Origin of the sequence: Kitasatospora purpeofusca, from assembly GCF_042691725.1 — a bacterium.
GTDB lineage: Bacteria > Actinomycetota > Actinomycetes > Streptomycetales > Streptomycetaceae > Kitasatospora > Kitasatospora purpeofusca_B.
The window spans coordinates 5,446,244-5,465,130 of sequence record NZ_CP170483.1 but is presented as its reverse complement, the minus strand read 5'-3'; the positions used below and the strand labels follow the sequence as shown (position 1 = coordinate 5,465,130).

The 18,887-nt window shown below is 73.5% G+C and carries 24 protein-coding genes; 12 read left to right on the top strand and 12 right to left on the bottom strand.

From position 1 onward, the window contains the following. Positions 1–5: 5 nt before the first annotated feature. From ACFCLZ_RS23515 to aspS, 3 genes are all read right to left on the bottom strand, one after another. Positions 6–650, bottom strand: a complete 645-nt coding sequence (locus ACFCLZ_RS23515) for a PhzF family phenazine biosynthesis protein (protein WP_380278962.1) — start codon at positions 648–650, stop codon at positions 6–8. Positions 651–916: 266 nt separating this feature from the next. Next, on the bottom strand, positions 917–2,515 hold the full coding sequence (locus tag ACFCLZ_RS23510; RefSeq protein ID WP_380278960.1) for a hypothetical protein: 1,599 nt from the start codon (positions 2,513–2,515) through the stop codon (positions 917–919). A gap of 440 nt (positions 2,516–2,955) precedes the next feature. Continuing rightward, the gene (gene aspS / locus ACFCLZ_RS23505) at positions 2,956–4,245 is read right to left on the bottom strand and encodes an aspartate--tRNA(Asn) ligase (protein ID WP_380278958.1); all 1,290 of its coding nucleotides are present in this window, start codon (positions 4,243–4,245) and stop codon (positions 2,956–2,958) included. Between the two features lie 328 nt (positions 4,246–4,573). Between aspS and ACFCLZ_RS23500 the strand changes: the two genes are divergently transcribed. Beyond that, positions 4,574–5,467: an FAD-dependent oxidoreductase gene (locus ACFCLZ_RS23500; protein WP_380278956.1), complete on the top strand. Its 894-nt coding sequence runs from the start codon at positions 4,574–4,576 to the stop codon at positions 5,465–5,467. Between the two features lie 60 nt (positions 5,468–5,527). Here the strand turns inward: ACFCLZ_RS23500 and ACFCLZ_RS23495 are convergent, their stop codons facing one another. After that, complete coding sequence (locus tag ACFCLZ_RS23495; protein WP_380278954.1) at positions 5,528–6,865, bottom strand: AAA family ATPase; 1,338 nt, start codon at positions 6,863–6,865, stop codon at positions 5,528–5,530. Between the two features lie 299 nt (positions 6,866–7,164). Here ACFCLZ_RS23495 and ACFCLZ_RS23490 point away from each other — a divergent pair, with 299 nt between their 5' ends. Beyond that, positions 7,165–7,734: a helix-turn-helix domain-containing protein gene (locus ACFCLZ_RS23490; protein WP_380278952.1), complete on the top strand. Its 570-nt coding sequence runs from the start codon at positions 7,165–7,167 to the stop codon at positions 7,732–7,734. Between the two features lie 133 nt (positions 7,735–7,867). On the opposite strand, the gene ACFCLZ_RS23485 is transcribed toward ACFCLZ_RS23490, so the two are convergent. From ACFCLZ_RS23485 to ACFCLZ_RS23470, 4 genes are read right to left on the bottom strand one after another with little or no spacing between them, the layout of a single operon-like run. After that, positions 7,868–8,110, bottom strand: coding sequence for a DUF397 domain-containing protein (locus ACFCLZ_RS23485; RefSeq protein ID WP_380278950.1), 243 nt, complete (start codon positions 8,108–8,110; stop codon positions 7,868–7,870). 50 nt (positions 8,111–8,160) lie between these two features. Then, entirely contained in the window at positions 8,161–8,568 is a 408-nt protein-coding gene (locus ACFCLZ_RS23480) for a hypothetical protein (RefSeq protein ID WP_380278948.1), read from the bottom strand. Positions 8,569–8,599: 31 nt separating this feature from the next. Next, positions 8,600–8,800 (bottom strand): DUF397 domain-containing protein, encoded by a 201-nt coding sequence (locus tag ACFCLZ_RS23475; RefSeq protein WP_380278946.1) that lies wholly within the window; start codon positions 8,798–8,800, stop codon positions 8,600–8,602. 10 nt (positions 8,801–8,810) lie between these two features. Further along, the gene (locus ACFCLZ_RS23470; protein ID WP_380278944.1) at positions 8,811–9,692 is read right to left on the bottom strand and encodes a helix-turn-helix domain-containing protein; all 882 of its coding nucleotides are present in this window, start codon (positions 9,690–9,692) and stop codon (positions 8,811–8,813) included. Positions 9,693–9,927: 235 nt separating this feature from the next. Here ACFCLZ_RS23470 and ACFCLZ_RS23465 point away from each other — a divergent pair, with 235 nt between their 5' ends. Genes ACFCLZ_RS23465 through ACFCLZ_RS23455 form a run of 3 tightly spaced genes read left to right on the top strand, consistent with a single transcriptional unit; the run spans position 9,928 to position 10,645 of the window. Further along, positions 9,928–10,293: an ATP-binding protein gene (locus ACFCLZ_RS23465; protein WP_380278943.1), complete on the top strand. Its 366-nt coding sequence runs from the start codon at positions 9,928–9,930 to the stop codon at positions 10,291–10,293. Next, positions 10,290–10,526, top strand: a complete 237-nt coding sequence (locus tag ACFCLZ_RS23460) for a hypothetical protein (RefSeq protein ID WP_380278941.1) — start codon at positions 10,290–10,292, stop codon at positions 10,524–10,526. Before ACFCLZ_RS23465 ends, ACFCLZ_RS23460 begins: the two co-directional genes overlap by 4 nt. Beyond that, positions 10,523–10,645 (top strand): hypothetical protein, encoded by a 123-nt coding sequence (locus tag ACFCLZ_RS23455; protein ID WP_380278939.1) that lies wholly within the window; start codon positions 10,523–10,525, stop codon positions 10,643–10,645. Before ACFCLZ_RS23460 ends, ACFCLZ_RS23455 begins: the two co-directional genes overlap by 4 nt. Before the next feature lie 27 nt (positions 10,646–10,672). Here ACFCLZ_RS23455 and ACFCLZ_RS23450 read toward each other — a convergent pair whose 3' ends face one another. Continuing rightward, positions 10,673–11,143: an Lrp/AsnC family transcriptional regulator gene (locus ACFCLZ_RS23450; RefSeq protein ID WP_380278937.1), complete on the bottom strand. Its 471-nt coding sequence runs from the start codon at positions 11,141–11,143 to the stop codon at positions 10,673–10,675. A gap of 95 nt (positions 11,144–11,238) precedes the next feature. On the opposite strand from ACFCLZ_RS23450, the gene ACFCLZ_RS23445 reads away from it, so the two are divergent. From ACFCLZ_RS23445 to ACFCLZ_RS23430, 4 genes are all read left to right on the top strand, one after another. Further along, a complete protein-coding gene (locus ACFCLZ_RS23445) occupies positions 11,239–12,108 on the top strand; it encodes a TIGR03619 family F420-dependent LLM class oxidoreductase (RefSeq protein ID WP_380278935.1) in 870 nt (289 codons plus the stop codon). After that, a complete protein-coding gene (locus ACFCLZ_RS23440) occupies positions 12,105–12,536 on the top strand; it encodes a nucleoside deaminase (RefSeq protein WP_380278933.1) in 432 nt (143 codons plus the stop codon). The genes ACFCLZ_RS23445 and ACFCLZ_RS23440 overlap by 4 nt, the downstream gene beginning before the upstream one ends. A gap of 51 nt (positions 12,537–12,587) precedes the next feature. After that, positions 12,588–13,421 (top strand): MerR family transcriptional regulator, encoded by an 834-nt coding sequence (locus tag ACFCLZ_RS23435; RefSeq protein ID WP_380278931.1) that lies wholly within the window; start codon positions 12,588–12,590, stop codon positions 13,419–13,421. 227 nt (positions 13,422–13,648) lie between these two features. Then, positions 13,649–13,831 (top strand): PspC domain-containing protein, encoded by a 183-nt coding sequence (locus ACFCLZ_RS23430; RefSeq protein WP_380278930.1) that lies wholly within the window; start codon positions 13,649–13,651, stop codon positions 13,829–13,831. Positions 13,832–14,006: 175 nt separating this feature from the next. Here the strand turns inward: ACFCLZ_RS23430 and ACFCLZ_RS23425 are convergent, their stop codons facing one another. The 3 genes from ACFCLZ_RS23425 to ACFCLZ_RS23415 all read right to left on the bottom strand — a co-directional run bounded on the left by ACFCLZ_RS23425 (position 14,007) and on the right by ACFCLZ_RS23415 (position 16,830). Next, positions 14,007–14,366, bottom strand: a complete 360-nt coding sequence (locus ACFCLZ_RS23425; protein WP_380278928.1) for an ATP-binding protein — start codon at positions 14,364–14,366, stop codon at positions 14,007–14,009. A 209-nt stretch (positions 14,367–14,575) separates the two neighbouring features. Next, positions 14,576–15,724 (bottom strand): adenosine deaminase, encoded by a 1,149-nt coding sequence (locus tag ACFCLZ_RS23420; protein WP_380278926.1) that lies wholly within the window; start codon positions 15,722–15,724, stop codon positions 14,576–14,578. Between the two features lie 140 nt (positions 15,725–15,864). Beyond that, positions 15,865–16,830 carry a LysR substrate-binding domain-containing protein gene (locus ACFCLZ_RS23415; RefSeq protein WP_380278924.1) on the bottom strand — a complete coding sequence of 322 codons (966 nt, stop codon included), beginning with the start codon at positions 16,828–16,830 and terminating at the stop codon, positions 15,865–15,867. A gap of 93 nt (positions 16,831–16,923) precedes the next feature. Between ACFCLZ_RS23415 and ACFCLZ_RS23410 the strand changes: the two genes are divergently transcribed. Genes ACFCLZ_RS23410 through ACFCLZ_RS23400 form a run of 3 tightly spaced genes read left to right on the top strand, consistent with a single transcriptional unit; the run spans position 16,924 to position 18,874 of the window. Further along, positions 16,924–18,231 carry an MFS transporter gene (locus ACFCLZ_RS23410; protein ID WP_380278922.1) on the top strand — a complete coding sequence of 436 codons (1,308 nt, stop codon included), beginning with the start codon at positions 16,924–16,926 and terminating at the stop codon, positions 18,229–18,231. Positions 18,232–18,240: 9 nt separating this feature from the next. Continuing rightward, positions 18,241–18,594 (top strand): AbrB/MazE/SpoVT family DNA-binding domain-containing protein, encoded by a 354-nt coding sequence (locus ACFCLZ_RS23405; RefSeq protein WP_380278920.1) that lies wholly within the window; start codon positions 18,241–18,243, stop codon positions 18,592–18,594. Continuing rightward, positions 18,581–18,874 (top strand): hypothetical protein, encoded by a 294-nt coding sequence (locus ACFCLZ_RS23400; protein ID WP_380278918.1) that lies wholly within the window; start codon positions 18,581–18,583, stop codon positions 18,872–18,874. The genes ACFCLZ_RS23405 and ACFCLZ_RS23400 overlap by 14 nt, the downstream gene beginning before the upstream one ends. Positions 18,875–18,887: the final 13 nt, after the last annotated feature.

The window sequence follows — 18,887 nt, the reverse complement described above, 5'->3', positions numbered from 1 at the left end:
GGCCCTCAGCCCGCGCGGCGGACCCGGCCGCCGACCTCGATCAGGCCGTCGGGAGTGATGCCCGTGACGAGCTGCGAGCCGCGCCCCTGGGTGATCGTCAGACCGCGACCGAGTTCGGCGGTCAGCAGGATGGCGGCCGCTCCGGTCGCCTCGTCCTCGTCGATGCCGTCGTCCCGGCCGGGGAAGGCCCGGGCGCGAACGGTGCCGGCCGCCTCGTCCTGCCAGGCCCAGGCGTAGATCCACTCGCCCGGCGGCGGCACCGCCAGGCCGTCCACCTCGGCGGGCGTCGCGTGCCGGCGCAGTGTGCGCGGCGGGGCCCAGGCGGCGGGTGCCGCGATCCGGGTGAACGCGCCGTCGTGCCGGACGCCGACCACGCCGGCCGCCGTGACCAGCCGGTCCGCACCGAGCAGCCAGGCGGCGCCCACGCACGGGTGGCCGGCGAAGGGCAGGCGCAGGCCGGGGGTGTAGATGTCGATGGCGCCGCGCCGCGGGTCGTCGACGAACACCGTCTCGCTGAAGCCGAGTTCCCGGGCGATCGCCTGCCGGTCGCGCTCCTCGGGGACGGCGGCGCCGTCGCGGACGACGCCCAGCGCGTTGCCGTGTCCGCCGTCCGGGCCGCAGAACACGTGCAGCACCTCGTGGTCGGTCATCCCTCGTTCACCCCTGCCCGGTTCGGGCCCGCGCGGCGTTCGCGCGGGCCGGTGGTCACGCCCCCGGCTTCGCCGCCGGGTTGCCGGCCGGGCCGCCGAACACCTGCCGCGCCTCGCGGTCGCCCGCCCCTCGGTCACCCCTGCGCCGGTCCGGCCCGCGTGGCGCCCGCACGGGCCGGTCGTCATGTCCCCCCGGCGGGGTTCACCACCCTACGCGCCGCCGGACCCGTCGGCCGGGCCCGCGCGGCGTTCGCGCGGGCCGGTGGTCACGCCCCCGGCTTCGCCGCCGGGCCCTGCTCCGGCCGCGGGGCCGGGCCCGATGCCGGGCCTGCGGTCGGGCGGGGCGGTCGGGCGGCCAGGGCCGGGCGGACCTTCTGCCGGCGGTGGGCCACCACCAGCGTGCCGATGCCCATCGCGATCGCGGTGGCACCGGTGATCGCCATCGGCGTGTTGGTCGGCGAGCCTCCGGTGGAGGCGAGGCCGACGGACGGCGCCGGGGCCGCCACGGTCACGGTGACGGCCGGCGCCGGGGCGGCGGGCCCGCCCTCCGGCGCCGGTGTGCTCCCTCCCGCCGGAACGGCCCCCGCCGCGCCGCTCGCGTCCGCGCCCGGTGTGATCGCCGCGAGGCCGACCGCCGGGCCTCCGTACGCGCTCGGCGCGGCGGCCGACGGCTCGGCGGAGGCCGCCGGGGCGCCGCCGTCCGCGCCGGACGTGCTCGGCGGAGCGGTCGGCGGGACCGGCGCGGCGGCCACGGTGACGTCGACCCCCGAACTGGCGGCCGGCACCCCGGCGCCGCCCCCGGTGAGGGGCAGGCTGCTCCCGGCGAACAGCACCGTCACGACGCCCGCCGGGACGTCCTGGCCGAACGCCAGCCGCACGTTGAGCGTCCGGGACTCGCCGTCGCGCAGCCGGACCAGGGAGCCGTCCTTGTCCGGCGTGCGCAGCAGGAGCGTGAGCGTCCCGGCCGCGGTCCGGTTGTGGTCGGCGACGGCCGCCAGCCACTGGCCGTCGGGGGCCTGGAAGTCCAGCCCGGCCGCCCCGGCGGCGGGCAGGTTCGCCCCCCGGAGGGTGAGTTCGGGCAGGAAGGAGACCTCCTTGCCGCTGCGGTTGGTCAGCGTCAGCCGGAACGGCCCGGCCCCGCCGCCGGCGGTGAAGGAGGCGGGCACCGCGTCCAGGCCGAGGTAGGGCACGCCGGGCGCGGGGGCGGTCGTCGGCGCGACGGTGGGGCCGGCCGCGACGGTGGTGAACTCCTGGTGCGGGGTGTTCGCCTCGGAGATCCGGCTCTCCGGCGGCAGGGTCGGGTCGGAGACCACGGCCCGGAACCCCCCGGTGGCCCGGCCGGCGGGTGCGTCGGCGGTGACGGCGAGCCGCAGCCGGTACGTCACGGAGGCGCCGGCGGGCAGGCTCAGCCGGGTGGCGAAGGTGTCGAGGTTCCAGCTGGCGCCGACGGTGGCGCCCGGGCTGAGCGCGGCGGGCTTCCACGCGCCGCCGCCGGGGGCCTGGTAGTCCAGCTTGAGCTGGGTCTCGCGGACGCCGGAGTCGGCGTTGGCCACGGTGAAGCCGGTGGTGACGTCGACCGCGTGGTCGGCGGAGTTGCGCAGGGTGGCGGTGAACTCGGCGGCCGGCCCGCCGGCGGTGAGGGCGGCGGGGAAGCCGGTGAGGGTGGCCGTCACCGGGCCGCGCTGCTCCTGGGGGGCGCCGCCCGGCCCCGGGGTGCCCTGGCCCAGGGCCTGCCGCACCGTCCCGGTGGTCCCGCCGGAGCGCGGCAGCGCGGCAGCGCCGGGGGCGGCCGCGGTCAGGGCCACGCCCGAGGCCAGGGTGGCGGCGGCAGCGAGGGCGAGGGATCTGCGGTGCTGAGTGCGCAAGGGGGACCTCACGGAAGGAAGGCGGGCGAACCCGACGAACCCGGCAGCAGGCGGTTCGCCGAGGTGGGGGGCCGCTCCGGGACTCTCACCCGGGTCGCTGCTTCGCCCCCCAACCACCAGCGACGGGCGCATCATATCCGAACGCACGGACGCTTCCTGAGCGGTTTTCAAGGGGTGGAACGCAGGTTCGCCGGGTGGATTCGGCGATGACACCGTGACGAAATCGTGGGGACGGATGTCGGCGGACTCCAGTACTGTGCGCACTCGTCCCCACCGGCCCGCCCCGTCCGTGGCCGTCCTACCAGCCGAACGCGCAGTACCAGCAGGCCTCGCCGTACCAGCCGCAGGCAGCCCGGGGCCCGCAGCAGGGCTGAGCGCCGGTCCGCCGGGTGGCGTCCCGACCTGCGGGGCGCCACCCGGCGGCGAGCCGCCGCCTCACCTCACGGCGTCAGCCGGTTGACGTCGCGCGGGAAGAGGGCCGTGCGGCGGACGTTCTCCTCCCCCGCCAGCCGGGCCGTCCAGCGTTCCAGGCCGAGCGCGAACCCGCCGTGCGGCGGCATGCCGTGGGCGAAGGCCCGCAGGTACCCCTCGTACGGCCCGGCCGACTCGCCGCGGACGGCGAGGGCCGCGAGGTACTCCTCGTACCGGTGCAGCCGCTGGCCGCCGGTGACCAGCTCCAGTCCGCGGAAGAGCAGGTCGAAGCTGTTCGAGTACTCCGGCCGGCCCGGCTCGGGGTGGGTGTAGAACGGCCGCTTGCGCATCGGGTACCCCGTGACGAACAGGAACGGGCTGCCGTGCTCGCGCTGCGCCCACGCGCCGAGCCACCGCTCGTGCGCCGGCGCGAGGTCCGGCTCGTCGGCGCCCAGCATCCGCATCGCCTCGGCGAAGTGCAGCTGCGGGATCTCGGCCGGGACGGCGGGCGGCTCGACGCCCAGGGTCGCGAGCGCGTCCCCGGCCCGGTCGGCGACCGCCTCGACCATTCCGGCGAGGGCGGCGCGCACCACCGCCATGACGTCCCGGTGGTCGGTGACGAAGCCGAGTTCGGCGTCCAGGCTGGTGTACTGGGCCAGGTGGCGGGCGGTGTCGTGGGGTTCGGCCCGGAACACCGGCCCGGTCTCGTAGACCCGCTCGAAGACGCCGACCATCGCCTGCTTGAAGAACTGCGGCGACTGCGCCAGGTACGCCTCGCGCCCGAACCAGTCCAGTGCGAAGACGTTCGCGCCGGACTCGGTCGCCGAGGAGACGACCTTCGGCGTGTGGATCTCGGTGAAGCCCAGGCCGTCGAGGGCCGCCCGGAACCCGTGCACGGAGGCCGCCGAGACGCGGTGCAGCGCCGCCAGCCGGGGGTGGCGCAGGGTGACGGGCGCGCCGTCGAGGACGACCGGCAGCGAGGCGGGGACGGCCGGGCGGAAGAGGTCGAACGGCGGGGCCGCCGTCGGGCGGGCCAGCACCTCCACCTCCGGCCCGGTCAGCTCGACGCCGTTCGGCGCCTGGGGGTTGGCCGTGACGGTGCCCCGCACGCGCAGCACCGTCTCCTCGGGCAGGTCGGCCGCCCCGGCGGGGGCCACCACCTGGGCGAGGCCCGAGCGGTCGCGCAGGACGAGGAAGGTCACGGACTTCAGCGCGCGGCGGCGGTGCAGCCAGCCGGCGAGTTCGACGCTCGCGCCGATCCGGCCGGGCAGCTCGGCGGCCAGGACGCGGGCGGGGTCGGTGGTAGGGGGGTGGATCATCGCGGCCCTCCGGGGGCGTCGTGGTGATCCCTTGGGAGTGCGGGCGAGAAGGGGACTCGCGGTGCCACCGCACTTTCGCCGCCGTCGCCGGAGCGGGCGGCGGCCTCGATCGGGCCCGGTGACGGGGGCCGGCCGGCGGGGCATTTCCTCCCCGCACTCGGGAGTGTCTTCCCTCCCGGACGCGAGGCCGCCTTCACAGCAGCCGGCGGCTCTCTCGGCTCGCGGGGCCCGGAGGTACTCGTCTCCGTCGACGTGTTGCGGCGAGGCTAGGACGCCACCGGCCGCCCCGGCAACGGCTTTTCCGCCCGGCTGCCGCTACGCTGCCACGGTGACCCGATCGTCCACCGCGCCGTACGACCTGGTGATCGTCGGCGGCGGCCCGGCCGGCTGCGCGGCGGCGGTGATGGCGGCGAGCGTCGGACTGCGCTCGGCGCTCGTCGAACGGCGCGACCTGGGCGCCACCCTGCGGCGCGTCCCGGCGGTGGCCAACGTCCTCGGCTTCGCCACCGGCACCGCCTACGCCGACGCCCTCGCGGCGGACGTGCGCCGGGTCGCCGACTCCTGCGACCTCCTGCTCGGCACCCCGGCGACGGAACTGCACGCCGACGACGAGGGCGTCACCGTCCGCCTCGCCTCGGGCACCGCCGTCCGCGGCCGCTACGCGATCGCCGCCACCGGCGTACGCGCGGCCCGGCCCGACGAGGCCGACTGGCTCACCTCCGCCGACGGCCTGGACGCCCCGCCGCCGCTGTGGGAGGCGGACGCCGCCCGGCTGGCCGGCCGCCGCACCCTCGTCCTCGGCGCCGACCGCCCCCTCGGCACCCTGCTGCGCGCCCACCCCGACACCCCGCTCGACCTGGTCGTCCCGCACCCGCCCGCGGACGCCTACAAGGCCGACGAGGTCCGCACCGACCCGCGCGCCGCCCTCCTGGAGACCGCCGCCCTCGACCTCCGCCGCTCCCCCGAAGGCTCGCTCGTCGCAGGCGAGTTGGGCACCTTCGCCCCGGACGCGGTCTTCGTCAACCTCGGCGTCCGCCCGGCCGCCCTCCCCGGCACCCTGGCCCCCACCCCCGACGGCTACTGCCCACCCGACCGCCAGCACCCCCGCGTCCTCACCGCCGGCGACCTCCGCTCCCCCCGCGCCCAGCGCATCATGACCGCCACCGGCTCCGGCGCCGAAGCCGCCCTCCACGCCTACTACGCCCTCCGCCTGGGTGATTGACGGCTGATCAGGACGCCTCGGGCCGGCCTGAGCCCGAACCGGCACTGTCCACTCACAGACTCACAGGCTCCTCAGGAAGTCCTCGACGTCGGTCACGCCGTCTCGCGGGCGCAGGGCGTCCGCGAGACGGTTCCTGCTGATCGCGTCGCCCAGGTCGCCGGCCGCCAGCAGGTCGATGTAGCCGGGCAGGTCGGTCAGGCGGGACAGCGTGCTCTCCCCCGACTCCCGGTCCCTGCTGCACACGACGACGCCCGAGTGGTCCTGCGCGTCCAGGGAGTTGAGGAGCGCCGGACTGTGCGTGGTGAACAGCACGTCAATGCTGCGCCGCTCCGACTCCTCCTTCATCAGGCGCAGCACGCGCGCCGCCTGCGTCGGGTAGAGGCCGTTCTCGATCTCCTCGATCACCAGGTGCCGCTGGGCCGGCAGGGCCGCCTCGTCGCCGTCGGCGACGGGTGCGCTGAGCAGTGCGGTGCCGAAGGCCAGGAACCGCAGCATGCCGTCGCTGAGGAGCCTGGCCGGAACGGCGTGGTCCTTGCCGTGGTAGCCGGACTCGCGCAGCACCAGCTGGACGTCCCCGAGCTTCGTGTCGACGCTGGTGATGCCGCGTACGGGGAACTCGGGCATCCCCGCGACCAGCTCCGTCAACCGGCCGAAGGCCGCCCGGTCGGCCCCGCGCAGGTGCTCCACCACCGCACTGAGGTTGTCGGCGCTGCGTCTGAGCTCGGTGTCACGGGCGTTGACGTACTGCCGCATGAGGTGGGGCACCGGATCCAACAGGAAGACCTCGCGCAGCACCGCGAGCACGTCCTGCGCGGCACGGTGGACGAGTTTGGTCGCCTCGGTGGTCGCGGGAAGCCGAACCGGGACCTGGCTGGTCACCAGACGGTCGGCAGCGAACGGGACCCCCGGGTCCACACCCCGCAGGCCGTTGAAGTAGCGGACCTTGAGATCGGTGCGGCTCGGGTCCGGGGTGTCGCTGGCGAGCAACGAGCGGCCGGGCGCGAGTCGGCGACCCCCGTAGAGCGCTCCCTCCGCCGCCGTCAGGGTCTCCCGCAGGATCCGCACCTCGGGACGGACGGCGATCTCCACGTCGAGGTCGAAGACCGCCTGCCCCGACCGCACACGGCAGCCGAGGGCGAAGCTGTCCGCCCCCAGCGGCGCACACCCCTCGGCCCCACCACGGATGGGCTCCTCGCCTCCGCTCCGCAGCCCGTCCAGCGCATCGCGCACCGGCTCGCCCAGCGCGAGGCGGGACAGCACCATCAGACCGTCCAGGCCATTGGACTTGCCGCTGCCGTTGCGGCCGATCAGCACCGTCAGGTCCTGAAGCGGCAGGCACTGGCCCGTGAAGCTCTTGAAGGAGGTCAGGCGCACCTCCACCAGACGGGGAGTCTCCACCCGGCACCCTCTCTCGCTCATTCCGGCCCAGGCTGTCCTCGCCCCGGCTGTGCAGCGATACCAAAGCCTACGCGGGCCCGTCACCGTTCCCGCAGCGCTCCACCGCAGGGCCCGACACCTTCAAGATCTTTAGGCGGGAACGGGAATAGTCGCCCGTTCGGATGGCCACCGCCCGATCGCACTCCGTAGCGTGATCCTCGGCTTGTTCAACCAGGCGCACCCACAAGGGGGTTCACCATGACCGGAAAGCCGGGACTGATCCGTCTCACGCACGGCGGCAGCGGCGAAGGATCGGGTGAGTGACCTTCGCCCCTGAGCAGTTGGACCGGTCGAAGGCCGATCTGGCCCAGCTGCTCCGCGATCTCCGGAAGCGAGCCGGTCTCAGCGGAGACCGGCTCGCTCGCCGTTGCGGCCTCTCCCAGAGCACGATCAGCAAGATCGAGACCGGGCGGAAGACGCCCCGGCTCACCGAGGTCGAGTCCATCCTCCGCGCGCTCGAGGTTCCTGCCGAACTGGCCGAGGACATCATGTCCCTCGCCAGAATCGCGAACACCGAATGGCAGGGCGTCCGCGCGTCCCGGCTGCCGAACGTCCGGCTCGGCATCGTCCCGAACGACGTGGTGACCGGCCGAGGCCCGATGAACACCTTCACCGTCTACGGCACCTACCTGACGACCGTGGAGACCTTCACCGGCCGGATCGTGTTCCGCGACTCCCGGGACGTCGCCGAGCATCTCGTCATCTTCGCCATGTATGAGGATTTGGCGATTTTCGGCACGGCCGCCGACGGCTTCCTTTCCACTGTCGCCGCCGACTTCCGGAGCCCCGCGCCCGGCACCCTGCCCGCGTCCCGGGACGGCAAGGTGTGACGCCACTTGCGTCATCGGCCTTCGATGGCCGGGGAGGTGCGCATCGGATCGAGCCGCCGGTCGCGGACGTTCTCCGCGACCGGCAGCCGGTGGAGCAGGAAGTCGGCGGATCCGACTTCCTGCTCCGCTTCCGTCAGGCCCGAAGGCACGGAACCTGGCCGCGATGAACCGATGCCCCGGTGAAATGGTCGAGCTCGCCGGCCTTGGCGGCGAGGAGGAGCAGACCCAGCTTCTCCGCATCGACGACCAGAACGCTCTCCGGGTCATCGGACTCCCGCAGGTGACGAGGTCCCGCTGCGCCCATGGCGACTTCGACACAGCTGCCGCCTTCGTTCGAGCCGCTGAACGACGACTTCTGCCACAGAATCTCGGACATCGCAGACCTTTCGGATTCGGCTGCCCGGCGCCGTGGGGTCACCGGGTGGCTCATGGTGCCGATGACGTCCGGCGGAGGCTGCGGACGGCGAGGGAGAAGGCGGCGGCGGTGAGGGTGGTGGAGAGGAGGAAGAGGAGGGCGACGCCGAGGTGGAGGAGGGCGTGCGGCTCGCGGAGGATGCGGGCGAGGACGAGGTAGCCGGCGGACGCGGTGAGGAGGGCGCCGAGGACGGGGGCGGACCAGCGATGGAGGGCGAGCCGCTCGGGGAGGGCCGAGAGGAGGGAACCGGTGGGTATGGAGACGAAGGTCCCGAAGAGGAGGCCCACCATGGCCCCGAGCGGCACCGAGGTGTAGCGGAAGGCGACGAGCGCGACCAGGGCACCCCAGAGGGCCCCGCCGATGACGCCGACCTGGGTGGTGCGAACGATGAGGCGGATACGCCAGGCCTTGGCGTTCATCGCTGGAGGTCCTCCGGGGCTGGGCTGCTGATCAGGTGAGGTGGTCGAACTCGCCGACCTTGACGGCGAGGAGGAGCGCGCGGAGCTTGGGAACGTCGACTGTCATCACGAGGGCAGGTTCATCGGATTCACGCAGGAAACGGAATCCGTCGGGCCCCGGGGCAAGTTCGATGCAGGCATTCTCAGGGTCCCCTGCACTGAACGACGACTTCTGCCAGATGATCTCGGACATCACAGGCCTTTCAGGCTTGGAGCAGATAGAGCAGATGCTGGAGGATTCCCCAGGAGTCACGCGTCGCCGTGCCCTGCCGAGGCCCGGAAGCGACGACGGGCGGAAGAGCCAAGTCCGCCAACTGCTCGAACCTCCGGCGGTATGTCGCGATACTCTCGCGATCACCATAGTGCTCAGCCCGTCGGGGGCCATCCAGGACGATCGTGGAGAGTTCCGGACAGCCCGGTTCGCAGAACAGGAATGAGCCAGGGCTCGGCGGTTTCTTCACCACGGTGAACGGCAGCACCTGAATCGTGATGTTGGGGCGCTCTGCCATGACCAGCAAGTGCTGCAGTTGGTCCCTCATCACTGCGTCACCGGGGAAGCGCATGCGCAGTGCGGCTTCCTGAATGACGAAGTGGAAGTCCTTGCGTTCGTCCAGGATCCGCTGTCGAGCCAACCGGAAACGGGTCAGATCCCCGGTGTCCCACCCGTGGGTGTCGCCGCCCTCGAAGGCAGACGCCGCGTAGGCGGGCACCTGAAGCATTCCGGGGATGTACAGGGTCTCGTAGTTGGCCAGACGAACCGACCGGCCCTCGGCCTCCGCCAGGTCGAGCACCAGATCCGGGACCTTGCCCTCGAACTCGCTCCACCAGCCCTTGCCCGTCCTGCGCGCCATGTCCGCGAGTCCGCTGCGGAACGCCGGATCGGTGCAGCCGTAGGCGTCCAGCCAAATCTCAAGGCGCTCGGCGTTCAACGTGATCCGACCGGCCTCGGTGTGACTCACGGCCGGACCTCGCATACCGACCAGCGCTCCGGCCTCGGCGGCGGACAGGCCTGCCGCCGTCCGCAGACGCTGCAGCTCGTCACCGAATCGGCGTTGCCGCTGACTGATCGGCCCCTTGTATCCCACGGCTGTCCTTCCTTGCCTGCGCGCAGTGTGGCGCAGAACTCCTGTGCCGCGCCACCGGAGGCGGCGTCAGTCCAGGGAGACTTCTCGATCAGCTTGCAACTCTGCCAGACATCCCCCTACTCTCAGTGTTGCACCGATCACACGAAGGAGCGTCAGTAACTCCTGCTTTCACGGCAGTAGACGCCCTCACCCGCCCCGCCGGTGATCCAATCCTCCCCGCCTCCCGGAGGTCCCCATGCGTGCCAACAACCCGCCCGACTGGTCCGTCGTCCGCCATGAGCTGCGCACCCTCCTCATCGCGGCCGGCTGGCGGCCGACCGTCGTCCAGGACGCCGAACTCGCCCTTCACGAGCTGTTCGTGAACGCCTGGAAGCACACGGGCACCCAGGCGCCCCACGTCATCGTCTCCCTCTGCCCCGTGACGCTGCGGGTCTCGGTCTGCGACGACAGCCCCGAGTTGCCCGAGCTGCACGCCCTCACCGACCCCTACGCCATCTCCGGGCGCGGACTCCACCTCGTCCGCGCCCTCACCGACCGCTTCGGCGTCGACCCCGTCAAGACCGGCAAGGTCACCTGGTTCGAGCTGGACGCCGCCGCGTGAACACCCCCCTCGAACCCCACGACACGTACCTGCGCACCTACACCGAGCCCGAGGCCACCGCGCTCCTCCGTGAACTCCACGAGCGGGGAAAGCCGTTCGGCGTCCAGTGGGGCTCCGCCGCCGTCAGCGGCGCCACCATCGACGGCCGCCTCCTGGTCGACTTCGGGGACACCTCCGTCGCCACCCTCCTGAACCTCCTCGCCCTCTTCCGCGAGGGACTGAGGACCCCGTGAACTTCCTCATCGGCGCAGCCTTCGCCGTCCTCCTCGCCCTGGCGATCGCCACCGTCGTCACCGGCGTCGTCACCGCCCTCAAGGTCCACGGCGCGGACGAGGAACACTCCAGCCCCTGACCCGCCCCAAGCATTGCATTGTTGCTATTACTCGGAGGCTCCCGCCCGGGGCACGGCCGGGCCCCGGGGCGCGAGCGGGCGGCTCAGCACCAGGTTGGTCGTCGTGCTCCCGAACTGGGCCAACTCGTCGACGATCTCCTCCAGGTGCCCCATCGACGTCGTCGCGATCTTCAGCGCATAGCAGTCGTCGCCGGTCGTCCGCAGGCACTCCAGGATCTCCGAGCGCTCCTCCAGCAGCCGCCGCAGCGGCTCGTGCCGCACCGCCGGCCCCGGGTACTTCAACCGGACGACCGCCGTCACCGGGTACCCCGTGCGCTCCAGGTTCACCTCGGCCCGGTAGCCGGTGATCACGCCCGCCGTCTCCAGCCGCCGCACCCGCTCCGTCGTCGCCGACGCGCTCAGGTTCACCCGTCGTGCCAGCTCGGTGAACGCGATCCGCCCGTCCTCCTGGAGCTCGGCCAGGATCGTCCAGTCCGTCGCGTCAAGAATCTCGGTCATGAGCCCAGATTGCCGGTGATTTCACGGCGGAACAACCCCTCAACCGGGAGTTGTCCCTTCAGTCAACCCACCCTTCCTCCCTAGGCTTTCCCGACGTGAAGATCGGAGTGAACGTCCCCAACTTCGGCCCCGGCACCGACCCCGCCGCCCTCCTCGCCTGGGCCCGCACCGTCGAGTCCCTGGGCTTCGACCTGCTGATGCTCTCGGACCACGTCGCCATCACCCCCGACGTCGCCCGGCGCTACCCCGCCCCCTTCTACGAGCCGTTCACCACCCTCGCCTGGCTCGCCGCCCACACCACCCACCTGCGCCTGGGCACCACCGTCCTCGTCGCCTCCTACCGCCACCCCCTCCTCACCGCCCGGATGGCCGCCAACCTGGACGCCCTGAGCGGCCACCGCCTGGTCCTCGGCGTCGGAGCCGGCTGGGCGCAGCAGGAGTTCGCCGCCCTCGACGTCCCCTTCGAACACCGCGGCCGCCTCACCGACGACCACCTGCGCCGCCTGCGCGCCGCCTGGGCGGACACCGCCGACTACGGAACGGCCCGCCCGATCCCGCTCTGGGTCGGCGGCAACAGCGACGCGGGCCTGCGCCGCGCCGTCCACCTCGGCGACGCCTGGCACCCGCTGCGCCCCACCCTGCCGTGGCTGCGCGAGGCCGCCCCCCGCCTACGGGCGTACGCGGACGAACACGCGCTCCCCGTCCCGGCTTTCGCGCCCCGCATCGCCCTCAGGCTCACGCCCGCCCCGGTCGCCGGCCCGCAGCGCCTGGCCGGCGAGGGCACGATCGAGCAGATCACCGCCGACCTCGCCCTGATCCGCCTGCTGGGCGCCGAACACGTCGTCCTCGACCCCTACCACGGCGATCCGGAGGACACCCGCCACCCGCAACCGGCCTGGCAGGCCCTCGCCGCCGTCGCCGAACACTTCCGCCTCACCCCGACCCGGACGGACCAGCCCCGATGACTGTCACCCCCGCCGACCACCCCCTCCTCCGCCGCGCCATCGCCCTCGCCGCCGAGGCCGCCGCACACGGCAACCCGCCGTTCGGCTCCCTGCTCGCCGGCGCGGACGGCACCGTCCTGGCCGAGGAGCGCAACACCACGCTCACCGACCGGGACATCACCGCGCACCCCGAACTGAAGCTCGCCCGCTGGGCGGCACGGGAGTTGGACCCGGCCGCAGCCACCCGCACCACCCTGTACACCAGCTGCGAACCGTGCCCGATGTGCGCCGCCGCCCTCCAGCAGGCCGGGCTCGGCCGCGTCGTCTTCGCCCTCTCCGGCGAGCAGTTGCTGACCGTCCGCCCGGCGAGCGGCCGCCCGCCCGTGCCGCAGGACGGCCCTGCGCTGTTCGACGAGGTCCGGGCCGCCGTCGAGCCGTACTACCGCTGAGCCGAAGCGCCGCTTGCCCCTGCCCCAGGGGCAGGGCGCACAGTGGGCCCCGTGCACGAGGACTTGATCACCATCGGGGAGCTCGCCGCCCGGACCAGGCTCAGCCCCAAGGCGCTGCGCCTCTACGGCGACCGGGGACTGCTGGCGCCCGCCCACGTCGACCCGCGGACCGGCTTCCGCCGCTACGGCCTCGCCCAGGTCGAACGGGCCCGCCGGATCGCGCTGCTGCGCGCCGTCGGCATGCCGCTGGCCCGGATCGCCGCCGTCCTCGACGCGGACGGCGGTGACGAGTCCGCCCGCCTGCTCGGCGCCTACTGGCGCGAGCAGGAGTCCGCGCACCGGGCCCGCCGGTACGCGGTGGGCTACGCCCGCTCAGTACTCACCGGAAGGACTTCGACCATGTACCGGATCGCCGAACGTGACGTCCCCGAACAGAAGGTGCTCTGCGTCCAGCGGCAGGTCACGGGCGCCACGCTCGTCCCCTTTCTGAACGAGGCCGGCGAGCAGCTCCTCGCCCACCTGAAGTCGACCGACGCGTGCCTCTCGGGGCCGATCTTCAGCATCTTCCACGGCTATGTCGGCGAGGACTCGGACGGCCTGGTCGAGGTGTGCGCCCCGACGCTGAACGCCGTCGAGCCGACCGGCCGGATCGCCGTGCGGATCGACCCGGCCCATCGCGAGGCGTACACCGAGATCACCAAGGAGCACAAGGATTTCGCGACGATGGCCGCCATCCACGACGCCGTCGGCGCCTGGGTCAAGGAGCAGGGCCACGACCGCGACGGCGGCAGCCGGGAGGTGTACTACCCGAACTTCGAGACCGCCGAGCCCCACGAGCACACCTCGGACGTCACCGTCCCCTTCCGCCCCCGCCCGACGGCGTAGCCGCGCGCGGAGTGGGAAGTCGGACGGGCCGACTTCCCACTCCGCGCGGGTGGCAATCTCCGGGGCGACCCTGAACGGAACCCTGAGAGCGGTCGTGCCTGGTCAGGAGGCAGGTCGGGGGCGGGATCGGCTTGCGGGGGGAGGCCTTCGGCGGGGCGGCGGCGGAGCATGGAAGTACGCCAGCCGGAAGGACCGGCCAACGGCGTCACCCCAGCAACGGAGTCGTCATGAGCCGCCTCGCCCGCCCCCGCCACAACCGCGTCATCGCCGGCGTCTGCGCCGGGATCGCCGAGCGCTTCGGGCTCACGCCGTGGACCGTCCGCGTGATCTTCCTGGCCTCCTGCCTGCTGCCCGGCCCGCAGTTCCTGATCTACCTGGCGCTCTGGCTGCTGCTCCCCCAGGAGCCGTGACGCCGGAAGGCGACCGAGAGCGCCGGAAGGGGCCGCCCGCTCCTCGACGGGAGCGGGCGGCCCCTTCGGCCGTGCCGTGCCGTGCTGCGTCGTGCCGTGCTGCGTCGTGCTGTGCCCTGCCGTGCCGTGCTGCGTCGTGCTGTGCCCTGCCGTGCCGTGCGGCGGCACGGACGGGTCAGCCGGTCAGGCCCGGCAGCGGGAGGGTCTGGGTGAGGCTGCCGAGCGGGGTCTTGTCGAGGCCCGGCACGGTCGGCAGGGCGGCCCGGTTGCCGGTGGCACCGGCGACCGGCGCGGCGGCCTGGCCCGCGCTCGGGGCGAGGCTGCCGAGGGCGCTGCTGACCTTGTCGGCGATCGGCAGCTTGCCCGCGGCGTCGGTGAGGGCGCTGGTGGCGGCCGGGTTGGTCAGCAGGCTCGTCGGGAGCCCGAGACCTCCGGTGGCGGTGGCGGGGGCGGCGGACGCGCCGCCGGCGCCGACCGCGGCGATCGCGATGCCGAGCGCGGCGGTGCCGGCGGCCTTGAGAGTGGCCTGCTTCATGTGGTTCGTCCCCTTGGGTCCTCGTCGGTGGCCGACTCGCACAGCCGACGCGACGGGGTCCGCCGCCACGGCCTGTCAGCAATGACGGGCACACGGTAGTGAGCGGACCGCATGGGAATCAACGGCGGTTCACCCACCCGAGCGAGAAGTCGGATGAACGCCAACTCCCTTGGCGGACAGTGGCGTTCATCCGATCACAGCGGACGCTCTCAGCTGCCGGCGCTGAACAGCCACTCGGCCTTGAGCTCGGCGTAGCCCGGCTTGATCACGTCGTTGATCATCGCGAGCCGCTCGTCGAACGGCAGGAAGGCCGACTTCATCGCGTTCACGGTGAACCACTCCAGGTCCCCCAGCGTGTAGCCGAAGGCCTCGACCAGGTGCGCGAACTCGCGGCTCATGCTGGTGCCGCTCATCAGCCGGTTGTCGGTGTTCACGGTGACCCGGAACTTCAGCCGGCTGAGCAGCCCGATCGGGTGCTCGGCGTACGAGGTGGCCGCGCCGGTCTGCAGATTGGAGGTCGGGCACATCTCCAGCGGGACGCGCTTGTCGCGCACGTACGCGGCGAGCCGGCCCAGCTTGACGGTGCCGTCCTCCTCGACCGTGATGTCGTCGACGATCCGCACGCCGTGGCCGAGCCGGTCGGCGCCGCAGCACTGCAGGGCCTCCCAGATCGACGGCAGGCCGAAGGCCTCGCCCGCGTGGATGGTGAAGTGGTTGTTCTCGCCCTTGAGGTAGTCGAAGGCGGCCTGGTGGCGGGTGGGGGGGTAGCCCGCCTCGGCGCCGGCGATGTCGAAGCCGACGACACCGGCGTCACGGTGACGGTTGGCCAGCTCGGCGATCTCCGACGAGCGCGCGGCGTGCCGCATCGCGGTGATCAGGGTGCCGATCCGGATGCGGTGGCCGGCGGCGCGGGCGTTGGCCTCACCGAGCCGGAAGCCCTCCTGGACGGCCTCGACGACCTCGTCCAGGGTCAGGCCGCGCTCCAGGTGCTGCTCGGGGGCGTAGCGGACCTCGGCGTAGACGACGCCGTCGGCGGCGAGGTCCTCGGCGCAGTCGGCGGCGACCTTGACCAGGGCCTCACGGGTCTGCATGACGGCGCAGGTGTGGGCGAAGGTCTCCAGGTAGCGGACCAGCGAGCCGGAGTCGGCGGCCTCGCGGAACCACTCGCCGAGCTCCTTGGGGTCGGTGGTGGGGAGGCCCTCGTAGCCGACGGCGGCGGCCAGCTCGACCACGGTCTCGGGGCGCAGGCCACCGTCGAGGTGGTCGTGCAGGAGCACCTTCGGGGCGCGGGCGATCTGCTCGGGGGCGGGAATCCGGGGGCCGGTGCCCGCGGTGGTGACGGGGATCTGCTTCTCCATTGCGGGAGTGTAGCCCCTACGCGCGTAGACAAGCCACCGTCCAGGGGGCGAATCGTCCAATGTCCACCTGGAATTCCACCAAAGGGACGAGCCGGGCAACCTCCCCGTCGGCCGGCCTCCCGGACGCCGCCCCCGGACCCTCAGTCGTGCGCCAGCAGCCGCCCCCGCCGCGACAGCACGAAGTCCCGGAACGCCGCCGCCGGCGGGGTCAGCGGACGGCCCGCCGCCCACGCCAGACCGATCGCCCGCCGGGTCCGCGGCGCCGTCACCTCCAGTTCCACCACCCCCGGCCGCGGCACCAGCGCGGGCGGCAGCAGCGCCACCCCCAGCCCGGCCGCCACCAGTCCGCGCAGCGTCTCCGTCTCCTCCCCCTCGAAGGCGAGCCGGGGCACGAACCCGGCCTGCGCGCAGAAGCCGTCCGTGATCGCCCGCATCCCGTAGCCGGGCTCCAGCCCGACGAACGGCTCCTCGGCCACCTCCGCCAGCCGGATCCGGCGGCGCCCGGCCAGCCGGTGGTCCGCCGGGACCACCAGGTGCAGCCGCTGCTCGTCCAGCCGGCGGGCGACCAGCACCGGGTCGTCGTCCGGGACCGGCGCGACCAGGCACAGGTCCAACTCCCCCGCGCGCAGCCGGTCCAACATCGCGCCCACGTAGTCCTGCACCAGCTGGAAGCGCACCAACGGGTACGCCGCCCGGAAGTCCCGCAGCAGGGCCGGCACCGCGTCCGTCCCCATGGTGTGCAGGAAGCCGAACGCCACCCGGCCGGTCGCCGGATCGGCCTCCGCCCGCACCGCCTCCACGCCGCGCTCGACCTCGGCCAGCGCCCGCTCCACCGAGGCCAGCAGCAGCCGGCCCGCCCGGGTCAGCCGGACCGTCCGGCCCTGGCGGGCCAGCAGGTCGACGCCCAGCTCCGCCTCCAGCCGGGCCACCGCCCGGGAGAGCGTCGGCTGCGGCATCGCCAGCAGCGACGCCGCCTGCGTGACGTGCTCCAGCCGGGCGACCGCCGCGAACTGGGCGAGCAGCGGGGCGAGTTGCACCGCCGGAAGGCCGGGCCCGAGCTCCGCGGGCCGGACCGGGTCCGCCCCGGTGGCCGTCGTGTTCTGCATCCGCCGCTCCTGGCTCCGTTCATGCGCTGACGCATGCATTGTGTCCGTTTCATGCATTGGACGCATCAGCCCGGCGGTTCTACGGTCGACGTCATGCAGCCCTCCAGTACCAGGGCGTCCGCGATCGCGCCGGACGCCGCCCCGCTCCCCGCCGCCACCACCCTCCCCCCGGACGACCGCCACCGCCCCGGCACGCGCTCCTTCCGCCGCGCCAACCTCGCGCTGTTCGCCGCCGGTGTCGCGACCTTCGTCCTGCTCTACTCCACCCAGGGCCTGCTGCCGGTCCTCTCGGACGACCTCGGCCTCACCCCCGGTCAGGCCAGCTGGACGGCCTCCGCCGCCACCCTCGGCCTGGCGCTCGCCCTGCTCCCCGCGAGCGCGCTCTCCGACCGGTACGGCCGCACCGCCGTGATGACGGCCTCCACCCTCGCCGCCTCCGCCCTCGCGCTCGCCCTGCCGTTCGCGCCGGACCTCACCACCCTGGTCGTGCTCCGGGTCCTCCAGGGCGCCGCGCTCGCCGGGCTGCCCGCCACCGCGATGGCCTACCTCGCCGAGGAGGTCCACCCCTCCGCGCTGGCCTCCGCGATGGGCCTGTACGTGGCGGGCAACAGCATCGGCGGCATGGGCGGGCGGCTGCTCTCCGGCTGGGTCGCGGCCGGCCTCGGCTGGCGCTGGGGGCTCGCCGCCTCCGCCGTCCTCGCCCTGCTCGCCGCGCTGGCGTTCCGGCTGCTGATCCCCGCCGCCCGGCACTTCACCCCCGCCCCGGTGGACGCCCGGGCCCTCGCCCGCACCGTCGGCCGCCACCTGCGCAACCCGCTGCTGCTGCGGCTGTACGCGCTGGGGCTGCTGTTCATGGCCGTGTTCGGCGCGGTCTACAACACCGTCGGCTACCGGCTGATCGCCGCGCCCTTCCACCTGCCGGAGTCGATCGCCGCCTCGATCTTCGTGGTCTACCTGGTCGGCACCGGCACCTCCGCCGCCGCGGGCCGCCTCTCCGCCCGGCTCGGCCGGCGCGGCGCGCTGTACGTCGCGATCGGCACCACCACCCTCGGGCTGCTGCTCTCCCTCGCCGACTCCCTGGTCCTCGCCCTGCTCGGCCTGGTGCTGATCACCGCCGGCTTCTTCGCCGGCCACGCCACCGCCTCCGCCGCGGTCGGCCGCACCGCCACCGAGGGCCGCGCCCAGGCCTCCGCGCTCTACCTGATCGCCTACTACCTGGGCAACAGCCTCGGCGGCACGATCGGCGCCGACGCCTACCACGCCACCGGCTGGCCCGGCGCCGCCACCATCGGCCTCACCGCCATGGCCCTCGCCGCCGCCGTCACCCTCTACGCCACCCGCCAGGCCCACACCACCGCCCGCCGGGCCGAACGACTGCCGGGCAGACTTTCTGCGCGGTAGACTTTCCTCATGGCAGACCTCAAGCGCCGCCGTCGCCCCCATCTGGTGTCCACGCCCGTACGGAAGAAGGGCGTGGTCACCATCCCCCAGGAGATAAGAGAGCAGTTGGACCTCCAGGAGGGGGACCAACTGGTCGTCGCGGTGGAGGACGGCCGCATCGTCCTGACCCCCGCCTCCGTCATTCCTGACGACCAGGCCTGGTTCTGGAGCCCGGCCTGGCAGAAGAAGGAGGCCGAGGTCGACCAGGATCTCGCCCAGGGGGAGCGCGGCGAGGTGTTCCAGGATGGTGAGGAGTTCCTGCAGTCGCTCGCCGACGAGGCGGGGCTGGACCTGGGGGAGATCAAGCGCCGTGCCGACGTATGAGGCCCTGACCCGCTTCCTGCGTGACTGGAAGAATCTCAGCCCGGCCCAGAAGGCCGCGTTCCTGGCCGCAGTCGCCCAGTTCGTCGCGGACCTCCGCGCCGGCCAGGGTTTCCGGCGGGGGCTGCGGGTCAAGAAGATGCAGGGCCACCCCGACGTCTGGGAGCTGACCTGGGCACCTGACGGCCGGGCGACGTTCAGCTACGGCACGCCGCTCCAGGACGGCGAACCGCACATCCTCTGGCGCCGCATCGGCACCCACGAGATCTTCGACCGTCCCTGAAGCCGCCGCTTCC

What these genes read in the sequence shown, in the direction of transcription:
- ACFCLZ_RS23430 (WP_380278930.1), top strand. Translation starts at nt 13,649, where the DNA reads ATGAGCCGCCTCGCCCGCCCCCGCCACAACCGCGTCATCGCCGGCGTC.
- ACFCLZ_RS23465 (WP_380278943.1), top strand. Translation starts at nt 9,928, where the DNA reads ATGCGTGCCAACAACCCGCCCGACTGGTCCGTCGTCCGCCATGAGCTG.
- ACFCLZ_RS23420 (WP_380278926.1), bottom strand. Translation starts at nt 15,724, where the DNA reads ATGGAGAAGCAGATCCCCGTCACCACCGCGGGCACCGGCCCCCGGATT.
- ACFCLZ_RS23515 (WP_380278962.1), bottom strand. Translation starts at nt 650, where the DNA reads ATGACCGACCACGAGGTGCTGCACGTGTTCTGCGGCCCGGACGGCGGA.
- ACFCLZ_RS23480 (WP_380278948.1), bottom strand. Translation starts at nt 8,568, where the DNA reads ATGAACGCCAAGGCCTGGCGTATCCGCCTCATCGTTCGCACCACCCAG.
- ACFCLZ_RS23415 (WP_380278924.1), bottom strand. Translation starts at nt 16,830, where the DNA reads ATGCAGAACACGACGGCCACCGGGGCGGACCCGGTCCGGCCCGCGGAG.
- ACFCLZ_RS23485 (WP_380278950.1), bottom strand. Translation starts at nt 8,110, where the DNA reads ATGTCCGAGATTCTGTGGCAGAAGTCGTCGTTCAGCGGCTCGAACGAA.
- aspS (WP_380278958.1), bottom strand. Translation starts at nt 4,245, where the DNA reads ATGATCCACCCCCCTACCACCGACCCCGCCCGCGTCCTGGCCGCCGAG.
- ACFCLZ_RS23475 (WP_380278946.1), bottom strand. Translation starts at nt 8,800, where the DNA reads ATGTCCGAGATCATCTGGCAGAAGTCGTCGTTCAGTGCAGGGGACCCT.
- ACFCLZ_RS23450 (WP_380278937.1), bottom strand. Translation starts at nt 11,143, where the DNA reads ATGACCGAGATTCTTGACGCGACGGACTGGACGATCCTGGCCGAGCTC.
- ACFCLZ_RS23440 (WP_380278933.1), top strand. Translation starts at nt 12,105, where the DNA reads ATGACTGTCACCCCCGCCGACCACCCCCTCCTCCGCCGCGCCATCGCC.
- ACFCLZ_RS23410 (WP_380278922.1), top strand. Translation starts at nt 16,924, where the DNA reads ATGCAGCCCTCCAGTACCAGGGCGTCCGCGATCGCGCCGGACGCCGCC.
- ACFCLZ_RS23425 (WP_380278928.1), bottom strand. Translation starts at nt 14,366, where the DNA reads ATGAAGCAGGCCACTCTCAAGGCCGCCGGCACCGCCGCGCTCGGCATC.
- ACFCLZ_RS23405 (WP_380278920.1), top strand. Translation starts at nt 18,241, where the DNA reads ATGGCAGACCTCAAGCGCCGCCGTCGCCCCCATCTGGTGTCCACGCCC.